Source organism: Escherichia sp. E4930 (genome assembly GCF_005845405.1).
GTDB lineage: Bacteria > Pseudomonadota > Gammaproteobacteria > Enterobacterales > Enterobacteriaceae > Escherichia.
Map to the genome: position 1 here is coordinate 25,843 of NZ_VCDZ01000015.1, position 14,758 is coordinate 40,600.

Genomic DNA, 14,758 nt, shown 5'->3' on the forward strand with positions numbered 1-14,758 from the left:
CATATTTAATTCAGGTTAAGAGGTTTATCATGCATATTACATACGATCTCCCGGTTGCTATTGATGACATTATTGAAGCAAAACAACGACTGGCTGGGCGAATTTATAAAACAGGCATGCCTCGATCCAATTATTTTAGTGAACGTTGCAAAGGTGAAATATTCCTTAAGTTTGAAAATATGCAGCGTACTGGTTCATTTAAAATTCGTGGCGCATTTAATAAATTAAGCTCTTTAACCGATGCTGAAAAACGCAAAGGTGTGGTGGCCTGTTCTGCGGGTAACCATGCGCAAGGGGTTTCGCTCTCCTGCGCCATGCTGGGCATCGACGGGAAAGTAGTAATGCCGAAAGGCGCGCCAAAATCCAAGGTCGCGGCGACATGTGACTACTCCGCTGAAGTTGTTCTGCACGGCGACAACTTTAACGACACCATCGCCAAAGTTAGCGAAATTGTCGAAACGGAAGGCCGTATTTTTATCCCACCTTATGATGATCCGAAAGTGATTGCCGGTCAGGGAACGATTGGCCTGGAAATTATGGAAGATCTCTATGATGTCGATAATGTGATTGTGCCAATTGGCGGTGGCGGTTTAATTGCTGGTATTGCGGTAGCGATTAAATCTATTAACCCGACAATTCGTGTTATTGGTGTGCAATCAGAAAACGTTCACGGCATGGCGGCTTCTTTCCACTCGGGAGAAATAACCACGCACCGAACTACCGGCACCCTGGCGGATGGTTGTGATGTCGCCCGCCCGGGTAATTTAACTTACCAAATCGTTCGTGAATTAGTCGATGACATCGTGCTGGTCAGCGAAGACGAAATCAGAAACAGTATGATTGCCTTAATTCAGCGCAATAAAGTCGTCACCGAAGGCGCAGGCGCTCTGGCATGTGCTGCGTTATTAAGCGGTAAATTAGACCAATATATTCAAAACAGAAAAACCGTCAGCATTATTTCCGGCGGTAATATCGATCTTTCTCGCGTCTCTCAAATCACCGGTTTCGTTGACGCTTAATTAATTCGTTGAGGATAGGATATGAGTACTTCAGATAGCATTGTATCCAGCCAGACAAAACAATCGTCCTGGCGTAAATCAGATACCACATGGACGTTGGGTTTGTTCGGCACAGCTATTGGTGCTGGCGTGCTGTTCTTCCCTATCCGCGCAGGTTTTGGCGGACTGATCCCGATTCTTCTGATGTTGGTATTGGCATACCCCATCGCGTTTTATTGCCACCGGGCGCTGGCGCGTCTGTGTCTTTCTGGCTCTAACCCTTCCGGCAACATTACGGAAACGGTGGAAGAGCACTTTGGTAAAACGGGTGGCGTGGTCATCACGTTCCTGTACTTCTTCGCGATTTGCCCACTGTTGTGGATTTATGGCGTCACTATTACCAACACCTTTATGACGTTCTGGGAAAACCAGCTTGGCTTTGCAGCGTTGAACCGCGGCTTCGTGGCGCTGTTCCTGCTGCTGCTGATGGCGTTCGTCATTTGGTTTGGTAAGGATCTGATGGTTAAAGTGATGAGTTACCTGGTATGGCCATTTATCGCCAGCCTGGTACTGATTTCTCTGTCACTGATCCCTTACTGGAACTCTGCTGTTATTGATCAAGTTGACCTCAGTGCGCTGACGTTAACCGGTCATGACGGTATCTTGATTACCGTCTGGCTGGGGATTTCCATCATGGTCTTCTCCTTTAACTTCTCGCCAATCGTCTCTTCCTTCGTGGTTTCTAAGCGTGAAGAGTATGAGAAAGACTTCGGTCGCGACTTCACCGAGCAGAAATGCTCACAGATCATCTCCCGTGCCAGCATGCTGATGGTTGCCGTGGTCATGTTCTTTGCCTTCAGCTGCCTGTTTACGCTGTCTCCGGCAAACATGGCGGAAGCAAAAGCACAGAACATTCCGGTGCTTTCTTATCTGGCTAACCACTTTGCTTCCATGTCCGGTGAGAAATCGACGTTCGCCACCGTACTGGAATATGCCGCTTCTATCATCGCACTGGTTGCTATCTTCAAATCTTTCTTCGGTCACTATCTGGGAACGCTGGAAGGTCTGAACGGTCTGGTACTGAAGTTCGGCTACAAAGGCGATAAGACGAAAGTGTCTTCCGGCAAACTGAACACCATCAGCATGATCTTCATCATGGGTTCCACCTGGGTAGTTGCTTACGCCAACCCGAACATTCTGGACCTGATTGAAGCCATGGGCGCGCCGATTATCGCTTCACTGCTGTGCCTGTTGCCGATGTATGCCATCCGTAAAGCGCCGTCGCTGGCGAAATACCGTGGTCGTCTGGATAACGTGTTTGTTACCGTGATTGGTCTGCTGACCATCCTGAACATCGTGTACAAACTGTTTTAATCCGTAACTCAGGATGAGAAAAGAGATGAATGAATTTCCGGTTGTTTTGGTTATTAACTGTGGTTCGTCTTCAATTAAGTTTTCCGTGTTGGATGCCTCGAACTGTGAAGTATTAATGTCAGGTATTGCCGACGGTATTAATTCGGAAAATGCATTCTTATCCGTAAATGGAGGAGAGCCAGCACCGCTGGCTCTCCACAGCTACGAAGGTGCACTGAAGGCAATTGCGTTTGAACTGGAAAAACGGAATTTAAATGACAGCGTGGCCTTAATTGGCCACCGCATCGCCCACGGCGGCAGTATTTTTACCGAGTCCGCCATTATTACCGATGAAGTCATTGATAATATCCGTCGCGTTTCTCCACTGGCGCCGCTGCATAATTACGCCAATTTAAGTGGCATTGAATCGGCCCAGCAATTATTTCCTGGCGTAACTCAGGTAGCGGTATTTGATACCAGCTTCCACCAGACAATGGCCCCGGAAGCGTATTTATACGGCCTGCCGTGGAAATATTACGAAGAGCTGGGTGTGCGCCGCTATGGCTTCCACGGCACGTCTCACCGCTATGTGTCCCAGCGTGCGCATTCTCTGCTGGATCTGGCGGAAGATGACTCCGGCCTGGTGGTGGCGCATCTTGGCAATGGCGCGTCTATTTGCGCGGTTCGTAACGGGCAGAGCGTGGATACCTCAATGGGTATGACGCCGCTGGAAGGGCTGATGATGGGGACGCGCAGTGGCGATGTCGACTTCGGCGCGATGTCCTGGGTGGCCAGTCAAACCAACCAGAGTCTTAGCGACCTGGAACGCGTGGTGAATAAAGAATCGGGACTATTGGGGATTTCCGGTCTTTCTTCCGACTTGCGTGTACTGGAAAAAGCCTGGCATGAAGGTCATGAACGTGCACAACTGGCAATTAAAACGTTTGTTCACCGAATTGCCCGTCATATTGCCGGACACGCTGCCTCATTACATCGCCTGGATGGAATTATATTCACTGGCGGAATAGGTGAGAATTCAAGTTTAATTCGTCGTCTGGTCATGGAACATTTGACTGTATTAGGCGTAGAGATTGATGCAGAAATGAATAATCGCTCTAACGCTTACGGTGAAAGAATTGTGTCCAGTGAAAATGCGCGCGTAATTTGCGCCGTTATTCCGACTAATGAAGAAAAAATGATTGCGCTAGATGCAATTCATTTAGGCAAAGTTAAAGCACCCGCAGAATTTGCATAATTTAGTTGAAGTATTGTAGAGAGATTATTTTTCATGAAGGTAGATATTGATACCAGCGATAAGCTGTACGCCGACGCATGGCTTGGCTTTAAAGGTACGGACTGGAAAAACGAAATTAATGTCCGCGATTTTATTCAACATAACTATACACCGTATGAAGGGGATGAATCTTTCCTCGCCGAAGCGACGCCAGCCACTACGGCATTGTGGGAAAAGGTGATGGAAGGTATTCGTATCGAAAACGCGACCCATGCGCCGGTTGATTTCGATACCAATATTGCCACCACCATTACTGCCCATGATGCAGGTTATATCAACCAGCCGTTGGAAAAAATCGTTGGCCTGCAAACAGATGCGCCACTGAAACGTGCGCTGCATCCGTTCGGCGGCATCAACATGATTAAAAGTTCATTCCACGCCTATGGCCGTGAAATGGACAGCGAATTTGAATACGTGTTTACCGATCTGCGTAAAACCCATAACCAGGGCGTATTTGATGCTTACTCACCGGATATGCTGCGCTGCCGTAAATCTGGCGTATTGACTGGTCTGCCGGACGGTTATGGCCGTGGACGTATTATCGGTGACTATCGCCGCGTGGCGTTGTACGGCATCAGTTATCTGGTCCGTGAACGCGAACTGCAATTTGCCGATCTCCAGTCTCGTCTGGAAAAAGGGCAAGATCTGGAAGCCACCATCCGTCTGCGTGAAGAGCTGGCAGAACATCGTCATGCGCTGCTGCAGATTCAGGAAATGGCGGCGAAATACGGCTTCGACATCTCTCGTCCAGCGCAGAATGCACAGGAAGCGGTGCAGTGGCTCTACTTCGCTTACCTGGCGGCGGTGAAATCGCAAAACGGCGGCGCGATGTCGCTGGGTCGTACTGCATCGTTCCTCGATATCTACATTGAACGTGACTTCAAAGCCGGTGTGCTCAACGAGCAGCAGGCGCAGGAATTGATCGACCACTTCATCATGAAGATCCGCATGGTGCGCTTCCTGCGTACGCCGGAATTTGATTCGCTGTTCTCCGGCGACCCTATCTGGGCAACGGAAGTCATCGGCGGGATGGGGCTGGACGGTCGTACCCTGGTGACCAAAAACTCCTTCCGTTATCTGCATACACTGCACACCATGGGGCCAGCACCGGAACCTAACCTGACCATTCTGTGGTCGGAAGCATTGCCGATTGCCTTCAAAAAATATGCGGCACAAGTCTCCATCGTCACTTCTTCTTTGCAGTATGAAAACGACGATCTGATGCGTACTGACTTCAACAGCGACGATTACGCGATTGCCTGCTGCGTCAGCCCGATGGTGATTGGTAAGCAGATGCAGTTCTTCGGCGCACGCGCTAACCTGGCGAAAACGCTGCTGTACGCAATTAACGGCGGGGTGGATGAGAAGCTGAAGATTCAGGTCGGCCCGAAAACAGCACCACTGATGGACGACGTTCTGGACTACGACAAAGTCATGAGCAGCCTCGACCATTTCATGGACTGGCTGGCAGTGCAGTACATCAGCGCGCTGAACATCATCCACTACATGCATGACAAGTACAGCTACGAAGCCTCACTGATGGCGCTGCACGATCGTGATGTTTATCGCACGATGGCATGTGGTATTGCGGGCCTGTCGGTGGCGACGGATTCACTTTCCGCAATTAAATATGCTCGCGTGAAACCGATTCGTGACGAAAACGGCCTGGCGGTGGACTTTGAAATCGACGGCGAATATCCGCAGTACGGCAACAACGACGAGCGCGTAGACAGCATTGCCTGCGACCTGGTTGAACGCTTTATGAAGAAAATTAAAGCCCTGCCAACCTATCGTAACGCCGTACCAACTCAGTCGATTCTGACCATCACCTCTAACGTGGTGTACGGCCAGAAAACCGGTAACACACCGGATGGTCGTCGCGCCGGTACACCGTTCGCACCAGGTGCTAACCCGATGCACGGTCGTGACCGCAAAGGGGCCGTGGCTTCGCTGACCTCCGTTGCCAAGCTGCCGTTCACCTACGCCAAAGACGGTATTTCGTACACCTTCTCAATTGTCCCTGCGGCGCTGGGCAAAGAAGATCCGGTACGCAAAACCAACCTTGTCGGCCTGCTGGATGGTTATTTCCACCACGAAGCGGATGTGGAAGGCGGTCAGCACCTCAACGTCAACGTTATGAATCGGGAAATGTTGCTGGATGCCATTGAGCACCCGGAAAAATACCCGAACCTGACAATCCGTGTCTCTGGCTACGCCGTGCGCTTCAACGCACTGACCCGTGAACAGCAGCAGGATGTGATTTCACGTACCTTTACCCAGGCGCTTTGATGCCGGAGGATGTATGAAAAAGATTATCGAAACGCAACGTGCGCCAGGCGCAATCGGCCCGTATGTTCAGGGCGTTGATTTAGGCAGCATGGTCTTCACCTCCGGGCAAATTCCGGTTTGTCCGCAGACCGGTGAGATCCCGGCTGACGTGAAAGATCAGGCGCGTTTAAGTCTGGAAAACGTCAAAGCGATCGTGGTTGCTGCCGGGCTGACCGTTGGCGATATCGTGAAGATGACGGTGTTCATTACCGACCTTAATGACTTTGGCACCATCAATGAAGTCTACAAGCAGTTTTTTGACGAGCATCAGGCGACCTACCCGACACGCAGCTGTGTGCAGGTAGCGCGTTTGCCGAAAGATGTGAAGCTGGAAATTGAAGCTATCGCGGTACGCAACGCGTAAAGCTCCTGAGCGGGGCGATCGCAGGGTCGCTCCGCTCCTCTTCACGAACGGCAATCCGAGGGTGTGGATATGATTAGTGCATTCGATATTTTCAAAATTGGGATTGGTCCCTCCAGTTCTCATACCGTGGGGCCAATGAATGCCGGAAAAAGTTTTATTGATCGACTGGAGAAGAGCGGCTTATTAACCGCGACGAGCCACATTGTGGTCGATCTTTATGGATCGTTGTCACTGACGGGCAAAGGTCACGCCACGGATATCGCTATCATCATGGGACTGGCAGGAAATAGTCCGCAGGACGTTGTTATTGATGAGATACCTGCATTTATGGAATTAGTGACGCGCAACGGAAGGTTGCCGGTGGCAGCGGGCGCACATGTCGTTGATTTCCCAGTGGCAAAGAACATTATTTTCCATGCGGAAACGCTGCCCCGTCATGAGAATGGGATGCGTATTACCGCGTGGAAAGAGCAGGAAGAACTGTTAAGCAAAACCTATTATTCAGTCGGTGGCGGATTTATTGTCGAAGAAGAACAATTCGGCCTGTCACTGGATGTTGAAACGCTCGTCCCTTACGATTTCCATTCAGCAGGTGAGCTGCTGAAAATGTGTGATTACAACGGGTTATCTATTTCTGGTTTGATGCTGCAAAACGAGTTGGCGCTACGTAGCAAAGCCGAAATTGATGCTGGTTTTTCGCGTATCTGGCAGGTGATGCATGACGGTATTGAACGCGGTATGAATACCGAAGGTGTGCTGCCAGGCCCGCTCAATGTGCCACGTCGGGCGGTGGCGCTGCGGCGTTTGCTGGTTTCCAGCGACAATATCTCTAACGATCCGATGAACGTGATCGACTGGATCAATATGTTTGCTCTGGCAGTCAGCGAAGAAAACGCCGCTGGCGGACGTGTTGTGACAGCGCCAACTAACGGCGCTTGCGGCATTATTCCTGCGGTGCTGGCCTATTACGATAAATTCCGCCGCCCGCTCAATGAGCGCTCCATTGCTCGTTTTCTGCTGGCGGCTGGCGCTATCGGTGCGCTGTATAAAATGAATGCCTCCATTTCCGGTGCGGAAGTGGGCTGTCAGGGCGAAATTGGCGTGGCCTGTTCAATGGCGGCGGCAGGGTTAACCGAACTGCTGGGCGGCAGCCCGGCGCAGGTGTGCAATGCGGCGGAAATCGCTATGGAACACAACCTGGGACTGACCTGCGATCCGGTTGCCGGGCAGGTGCAAATTCCGTGTATTGAACGCAATGCTATTAATGCTGTTAAAGCCGTGAACGCCGCGCGGATGGCGATGGGACGCACTTCTGCACCGCGTGTTTCTCTCGATAAAGTTATCGAGACGATGTACGAAACCGGCAAAGATATGAACGATAAATACCGCGAAACTTCACGCGGAGGACTGGCCATTAAAGTGGTCTGCGGCTGATATCTCATCCGCGTTTATACTGGGGTGCACAAAATGTGCACCCTTTTTTATTGTGATCTGCCGCAAATAGAGAATAACTATTTCTCTAAGATTGATTTGATAGAAAATTATTATCCATAACTGCTATTTCAAAGTCTTGATTGTGAAGATTTTCTCTGACCTCACGCGTATCATTTCTTCATTCTAATAACTCGCCTGCAAAAAAAAACGTAGACCGCGTATCGCCTTGATGCGGCTCGAAAAAAATAATAAGCCCTACAAAATATTGAGCGAGAACTTATGGAAATTGCAACGAATAAAGGCGTCATTGCAGACGCTTCGACCCCGGCGGGTCGTGCTGGAATGAGTGAAAGTGAATGGCGTGAAGCTATCAAATTCGACAGTACCGACACCGGTTGGGTGATTATGAGTATTGGGATGGCGATTGGCGCGGGGATAGTTTTTCTCCCGGTGCAGGTCGGATTGATGGGATTGTGGGTATTTTTGCTCTCATCAGTAATTGGCTACCCGGCAATGTATCTGTTTCAGCGATTGTTTATTAATACGCTGGCGGAATCTCCAGAGTGTAAAGATTACCCGAGTGTCATTAGTGGTTATTTGGGTAAAAACTGGGGCATTTTATTAGGTGCACTTTACTTTGTGATGCTGGTTATTTGGATGTTTGTTTACTCCACCGCCATCACTAACGATAGCGCCTCCTATCTGCACACTTTCGGCGTGACGGAAGGATTGCTGTCTGACAGTCCGTTTTATGGCCTGGTACTGATTTGTATTCTGGTAGCGATCTCTTCACGCGGCGAGAAACTGTTATTCAAAATTTCGACCGGCATGGTGCTGACCAAACTGCTGGTGGTGGCAGCGCTGGGTGTATCGATGGTCGGGATGTGGCATCTGTATAACGTAGGTTCGCTGCCGCCGCTGGGGCTGCTGGTGAAAAACGCCATTATCACACTGCCGTTTACCTTAACCTCGATTCTGTTTATCCAGACGTTAAGCCCGATGGTGATCTCTTATCGCTCGCGGGAAAAATCAATTGAAGTGGCGCGACATAAAGCGTTGCGGGCGATGAACATTGCGTTTGGGATCCTGTTTGTCACCGTCTTTTTCTACGCAGTGTCGTTCACTCTGGCGATGGGACATGACGAGGCAGTAAAAGCCTATGAGCAGAATATTTCCGCGCTGGCGATTGCAGCTCAATTTATTAGCGGCGACGGTGCAGCATGGGTGAAAGTGGTCAGCGTCATCCTCAATATCTTTGCCGTAATGACAGCGTTCTTTGGCGTCTATTTAGGCTTTCGCGAAGCAACGCAAGGGATCGTAATGAACATCCTGCGCCGCAAGATGCCAGCTGAGAAGATTAACGAAAATCTCGTTCAGCGCGGCATCATGATTTTCGCCATTTTACTGGCCTGGAGCGCCATCGTACTGAATGCGCCAGTGTTGAGCTTTACCTCTATCTGTAGCCCGATTTTCGGCATGGTAGGGTGCCTGATCCCGGCGTGGTTGGTTTACAAAGTACCGGCATTGCACAAATACAAAGGTGCCTCTCTGTACCTGATTATCATCACCGGTTTGTTGCTTTGCGTTTCTCCGTTCCTGGCATTTTCATGATTTACCTGAAATTTTAAGGTTTTTATTATGTTTGATTCGACTTTAAATCCGTTATGGCAGCGTTACATCCTTGCAGTTCAGGAGGAAGTAAAACCGGCGCTGGGATGTACTGAACCGATCTCACTGGCGCTGGCGGCGGCGGTTGCTGCGGCAGAACTGGAAGGTCCGGTTGAACGTGTAGAAGCCTGGGTTTCGCCAAATCTGATGAAGAACGGTCTGGGCGTTACCGTTCCCGGTACGGGAATGGTGGGGCTGCCGATTGCAGCGGCGCTGGGGGCGTTAGGTGGAAATGCCAACGCCGGGCTGGAAGTGCTGAAAGACGCAACGGCGCAGGCAATTGCCGATGCCAAAGCGTTGCTGGCGGCGGGGAAAGTCTCGGTCAAGATCCAGGAACCTTGCGATGAAATCCTCTTCTCACGCGCCAAAGTCTGGAACGGCGAGCAGTGGGCTTGTGTCACCATCGTCGGCGGGCATACCAACATTGTGCATATCGAGACGCACAATGGCGTGGTGTTTACCCAGCAGGCCTGTGTAGCAGAGGGCGAGCAAGAGTCGCCGCTGGCGGTGCTCTCCAGAACGACGCTGGCCGAGATCCTGAAGTTCGTCAATGAAGTGCCGTTTGAGGCTATCCGCTTTATTCTCGATTCTGCGAAATTAAACTGCGCGTTATCGCAGGAAGGTTTGAGTGGGAACTGGGGGCTGCATATTGGCGCGACGCTGGAAAAACAGTGTGCACGCGGTTTGCTGGCGAAAGGTCTCTCCTCGTCAATTGTGATTCGTACCAGCGCGGCATCCGATGCGCGTATGGGTGGCGCAACGCTTCCGGCAATGAGTAACTCCGGTTCTGGCAACCAGGGGATCACCGCGACAATGCCCGTGGTGGTTGTCGCGGAACACTTCGGGGCAGATGATGAACGGCTGGCGCGCGCGCTGATGCTTTCGCATTTGAGCGCGATTTATATCCATAACCAGTTACCGCGTTTGTCTGCGCTGTGTGCCGCAACGACCGCCGCAATGGGCGCCGCCGCCGGGATGGCGTGGCTGGTGGATGGGCGTTATGAAACCATCTCGATGGCAATCAGCAGTATGATCGGCGATGTCAGCGGTATGATTTGCGATGGCGCGTCGAACAGTTGCGCGATGAAGGTTTCGACCAGTGCCTCGGCAGCGTGGAAAGCGGTGTTAATGGCGCTGGATGATACCGCCGTGACTGGCAATGAAGGGATCGTGGCGCATGATGTTGAGCAGTCAATCGCCAACCTGTGCGCGCTGGCAAGCCATTCAATGCAGCAAACTGATCGGCAGATTATCGAGATTATGGCCAGTAAGGCCAGGTAAGCGCCGGATTTCGGATGTCATACCTGATGCCGGATGCGATGCTGACGCATCTTATCCGGCCTACGGATTGTGCAATTTGTTGGTTTTGTAGGCCGGATAAGGCGTTTACGCCGCATCCGGCAACCTGTGTTTACGCGGTAGCTTCATCCTCGGCTAACCGTATTTCGGCGTCGGCGACTATCGCCTCCAACTCACTCAACATCTCTTCATAGCCAAAACTTTTGGTAGCGCGAGTGGTTTCTTTCGCCGCAACGGACTTTACTGGCTGACGTTTTTTCGCCGATTTTTTACTCATCATCTTCTCCCTGTAAAAAAACTAGACAGGTAAATCTATCAGCAAAGCGCGCAGCGGGGAATCAGCAACGAGTGTAATGTTAGCCTCGTCACGAATAAATGCGCCATCACCGCAGGTCAGCGCTGCTTTCTCTTCGTGATGCGTAAGCGCATGAAATTGGCCGTGGATCGATTGCAAATAAGCGCGCGGACCGTGCAGTTGAAAGTTCGCGCTTTCTCCCTCGGCGAGCACAATATGATGCAGCCACACCTGCTGGCGCAGTTGCAGGCTACCTTTCGCGCCATCTGGCGAGGCGATTAATTGCTGCTTGTCCATATTCAGCGCCAGTTTTTGAATCAGCGGATTCTCCCGTTGCGGGCAGGCATCCAGCCAGAGCTGCATTCGCGTTAACGGTTTGTCCTTGCTGATATTATGTTCGCTATAACTCACGCCCGGCTGAGTAGAAAGCAATAAGGCTTCACCGGCGCGGGCCTGAACATGATTACCTTCGCTGTCCCGATACTCTGCTTCTCCGTCGAGAATTACATTCAAAATATCAACTTTTGGGTAGGTACGTGGCTGGAAGGCGGCCCCTGGAGCCAACACTTCCTGGTTAAGCACGCGCAGGGAGGCATAGCCTAACAATTTAGGGTCGAAGTAGTGTCCAAAGGAAAAAGTATACCGGGCCTGCAACCATCCGTAGTCTGCTTGTCCACACTGCCTGGCAGTTCGGGTAGTAATCATAATTCTTGACCTCTCTTTACTTCCTTTTATGGTAAGGGGCTGGACGCTACATTGTTAGCCAGATATTCTGCCCGGTATGTTCAAATTTCCTGAATGAGAACGAAATGGCCAAAGAAAGGGCATTAACGCTGGAAGCACTAAGGGTTATGGATGCGATCGATCGCCGTGGTAGTTTTGCGGCGGCGGCCGATGAGCTGGGACGCGTGCCTTCCGCGCTTAGCTACACCATGCAAAAACTGGAAGAAGAGCTCGATGTGGTGCTGTTTGACCGCTCGGGCCATCGCACCAAATTCACCAATGTCGGGCGGATGTTGCTGGAGCGGGGACGTGTTCTGCTGGAAGCCGCAGATAAACTGACCACCGACGCCGAAGCCCTCGCGCGTGGTTGGGAAACGCATCTCACCATCGTGACTGAAGCGCTGGTGCCCACGCCTGCCTTTTTCCCGTTGATCGACAAACTGGCCGTTAAAGCCAATACCCAACTGGCAATCATCACCGAAGTGCTGGCGGGGGCGTGGGAGCGGCTGGAACAAGGGCGAGCAGATATTGTTATCGCGCCGGATATGCATTTTCGTTCCTCGTCGGAGATCAACTCTCGTAAGCTTTACACCTTGATGAACGTCTACGTGGCAGCGCCTGATCACCCGATTCATCAGGAGCCGGAACCGCTTTCTGAAGTGACGCGCGTGAAATATCGCGGAATTGCAGTGGCAGATACTGCTCGTGAACGCCCGGTATTGACCGTACAGTTACTGGATAAACAACCGCGCCTGACGGTCAGTACCATTGAAGATAAACGTCAGGCATTGCTGGCAGGGCTTGGCGTCGCGACGATGCCGTACCCGATGGTAGAAAAAGATATCGCTGAAGGACGGTTGCGTGTAGTCAGTCCGGAATCGACCAGTGAAATCGATATTATTATGGCCTGGCGTCGCGACAGTATGGGGGAAGCAAAATCCTGGTGTCTGCGGGAAATTCCAAAGTTGTTCGCTGGAAAATAATCTATTAAGCACCTTTCACAAGGTGCTTCTGACTGCTGACAAACGCAAAACTGCCTGATGAGCTACGCTTATCAGGCCTACGCAGTCACTGCAAAATATTGAATTTTTTGCGATTTTGTAGGCTGGATAAGGCGTTTTCGCCGCATCCGGCATAAACAAAGCGCACTTTGCCAACAATCTGAAGCACCTTTCACAAGGTGCTTAATTATTATTCCTGTTCCAGTTTTGGATCTGGTCCAAACCGGTTTTCGCCTGGCGTCCCCGGCTGGCAGTTAAAGATGATGATAATCAGCCAACCGATAAACGGAATTAAGAACAGTAGCACCCACCATGCTGAACGGTCGGTGTCATGCAGGCGACGGAACTGTACTGCCCACCACGGCAAAAACACCAGAATGCCGTAGATAGTCGTCAGGATGCCTTCGCCACCGGCACGTTGCCAGCCCAGCATTTTATCCAGCAGCCCCAGCACGAGCGTAAAGATGATGTTGACCAGAATAAACATCCAGTACTCTTTGCGCCGTGCACGTCCCCGGAAACCGACATAATTTTTTAGTACTTTCAGATACCAGTCCATTTTTGCCTCAATTTTGCTCAATCACTTGTTTTTAAAGCAGCAAATTAAGAATAGACATGAATGAATTTGCAGTAAATATTATCGCGATGAATTAATAAGGCGCTGTGAAGGATAAGGGCAAGCGCAAAATAGCCAGATGCGCTACGCTTATCTGGCCTGTGCGGGTTCTGCAATATATTGAATGTACAATGTTTTGTAGGTCAGATAAGGCGTTCACACCGCATCCGACATAACAACACGCACTTAGCCAACAACCAGAGGCACCACGAAGGGTGCCTTTGTTTAACCGAAGCGAACATCCCGCCCGTGCGGTTCATCGAGATCCTGCCACGGGCCAATCGAAATAATTCCCGTTGGGTTGATGGTCTTATGGCTGCGGAAGTAGTGATTACGGATATGGTCGAAATTGACGGTTTCGGCTATTCCCGGCATCTGATAGATATCGCGCAGGAAGCCATACAAATTCAGGTAATCGCTGATACGGTGCTTATCGCACTTGAAGTGGGTGACATACACCGGATCAAAACGAACCAGCGTGGTCCACAGGCGAATATCGGCTTCGGTTAACTGGTTACCCGTCAGGAAGCGATGCTGCCCTAATATCTGTTCCAGTCGCGCCAGCGATTCAAACACTTTCACCACCGCTTCGTCGTACGCTTCCTGGCTGGTGGCAAAACCAGCTTTATAGACGCCATTATTTACGGTGTCGTATATCCAGCCGTTAAGTTCGTCAATTTTAGTTTGCAGAGCAGGGGGGTAATAATCACCCGCTTTTGCGCCCAGCGCATCAAACGCAGTATTGAACATGCGGATGATTTCTGCTGATTCGTTGCTGACAATGGTGTGATTCTTTTTGTCCCACAGCACGGGGACAGTAACTCGTCCGCTGTAGTGTGGATCAGCGTGGAGATAAAGCTGGTACAGGAATTCATGTTGATAGAGCGTGTCGCCGGTTGCACCCGGGAAACTGTCATCAAAGGTCCAGCCGTTTTCCAGCATCAGCGGATTCACCACGGAAACGGAAATAAACGGTTCCAGTCCTTTGAGTTTACGCATGATCAGCGTGCGGTGCGCCCACGGGCAGGCGAGTGAAACATAGAGATGATAACGATCTTTTTCTGCGGCAAAACCGCCTTTTCCAGTGGGGCCTGGCGCGCCATCGGCAGTGAGCCAGTTACGAAATGCAGAAGCTGAACGTTGAAATTTACCGCCAGTGGATTTGGTATCGTACCAGGTGTCATGCCAGACGCCGTCAATCAGTTGACCCATTTTTCTCTCCTCCAATAGCAAAAACGAGGAGCGTTTCTCCTCGTTTGAGACTGATGGCAAACGCAAAACTGCCTGATGCGCTATGCTTATCAGGCCTACGAGGTTCTTGCAATATATTGAATTTGCATGTTTTTGTAGGCCGGATAAGGCGTTCACGCCGCATCCGGCATGAA

Annotated in this window: 13 protein-coding genes; 9 read left to right on the top strand and 4 right to left on the bottom strand. The window is 50.8% G+C overall.

Annotation, left to right across the window (positions count from 1 at the left end; genetic code table 11):
* The first annotated feature begins 29 nt into the window (after positions 1–29).
* The 8 genes from tdcB (at position 30) to cyuA (ending at position 10,720) form a co-directional block, all read left to right on the top strand.
* Positions 30–1,019: a bifunctional threonine ammonia-lyase/L-serine ammonia-lyase TdcB gene (gene tdcB / locus FFT88_RS16390; RefSeq protein WP_130218297.1), complete on the top strand. Its 990-nt coding sequence runs from the start codon at positions 30–32 to the stop codon at positions 1,017–1,019.
* A gap of 21 nt (positions 1,020–1,040) precedes the next feature.
* On the top strand, positions 1,041–2,372 hold the full coding sequence (tdcC, locus tag FFT88_RS16395; protein ID WP_130210806.1) for a threonine/serine transporter TdcC: 1,332 nt from the start codon (positions 1,041–1,043) through the stop codon (positions 2,370–2,372).
* 25 nt (positions 2,373–2,397) lie between these two features.
* The gene (tdcD, locus tag FFT88_RS16400; protein ID WP_135403911.1) at positions 2,398–3,606 is read left to right on the top strand and encodes a propionate kinase; all 1,209 of its coding nucleotides are present in this window, start codon (positions 2,398–2,400) and stop codon (positions 3,604–3,606) included.
* A 33-nt stretch (positions 3,607–3,639) separates the two neighbouring features.
* A complete protein-coding gene (tdcE, locus tag FFT88_RS16405; RefSeq protein WP_130218293.1) occupies positions 3,640–5,934 on the top strand; it encodes a 2-ketobutyrate formate-lyase/pyruvate formate-lyase in 2,295 nt (764 codons plus the stop codon).
* 13 nt (positions 5,935–5,947) lie between these two features.
* Complete coding sequence (locus FFT88_RS16410) at positions 5,948–6,337, top strand: enamine/imine deaminase (RefSeq protein ID WP_064529572.1); 390 nt, start codon at positions 5,948–5,950, stop codon at positions 6,335–6,337.
* 69 nt (positions 6,338–6,406) lie between these two features.
* Positions 6,407–7,771 (top strand): L-serine ammonia-lyase, encoded by a 1,365-nt coding sequence (tdcG, locus tag FFT88_RS16415; RefSeq protein WP_130223840.1) that lies wholly within the window; start codon positions 6,407–6,409, stop codon positions 7,769–7,771.
* Positions 7,772–8,050: 279 nt separating this feature from the next.
* Complete coding sequence (locus FFT88_RS16420; RefSeq protein WP_130218289.1) at positions 8,051–9,382, top strand: amino acid permease; 1,332 nt, start codon at positions 8,051–8,053, stop codon at positions 9,380–9,382.
* 27 nt (positions 9,383–9,409) lie between these two features.
* Positions 9,410–10,720: a cysteine desulfidase gene (gene cyuA / locus FFT88_RS16425; RefSeq protein WP_135403912.1), complete on the top strand. Its 1,311-nt coding sequence runs from the start codon at positions 9,410–9,412 to the stop codon at positions 10,718–10,720.
* A 130-nt stretch (positions 10,721–10,850) separates the two neighbouring features.
* Here cyuA and yhaL read toward each other — a convergent pair whose 3' ends face one another.
* Together yhaL and FFT88_RS16435 are read right to left on the bottom strand one after the other, a co-directional pair.
* Positions 10,851–11,015: a protein YhaL gene (yhaL, locus tag FFT88_RS16430; RefSeq protein WP_130210466.1), complete on the bottom strand. Its 165-nt coding sequence runs from the start codon at positions 11,013–11,015 to the stop codon at positions 10,851–10,853.
* 21 nt (positions 11,016–11,036) lie between these two features.
* Positions 11,037–11,738: a pirin family protein gene (locus FFT88_RS16435; protein WP_130259081.1), complete on the bottom strand. Its 702-nt coding sequence runs from the start codon at positions 11,736–11,738 to the stop codon at positions 11,037–11,039.
* 104 nt (positions 11,739–11,842) lie between these two features.
* Here FFT88_RS16435 and yhaJ point away from each other — a divergent pair, with 104 nt between their 5' ends.
* A complete protein-coding gene (gene yhaJ / locus FFT88_RS16440) occupies positions 11,843–12,739 on the top strand; it encodes a DNA-binding transcriptional regulator YhaJ (RefSeq protein ID WP_135403913.1) in 897 nt (298 codons plus the stop codon).
* Positions 12,740–12,947: 208 nt separating this feature from the next.
* Here the strand turns inward: yhaJ and FFT88_RS16445 are convergent, their stop codons facing one another.
* Both FFT88_RS16445 and yqjG read right to left on the bottom strand, forming a co-directional pair.
* A complete protein-coding gene (locus tag FFT88_RS16445; protein WP_130218283.1) occupies positions 12,948–13,316 on the bottom strand; it encodes a DUF805 domain-containing protein in 369 nt (122 codons plus the stop codon).
* Positions 13,317–13,598: 282 nt separating this feature from the next.
* Positions 13,599–14,585, bottom strand: coding sequence for a glutathionyl-hydroquinone reductase YqjG (gene yqjG / locus FFT88_RS16450; RefSeq protein WP_130210378.1), 987 nt, complete (start codon positions 14,583–14,585; stop codon positions 13,599–13,601).
* Positions 14,586–14,758: the final 173 nt, after the last annotated feature.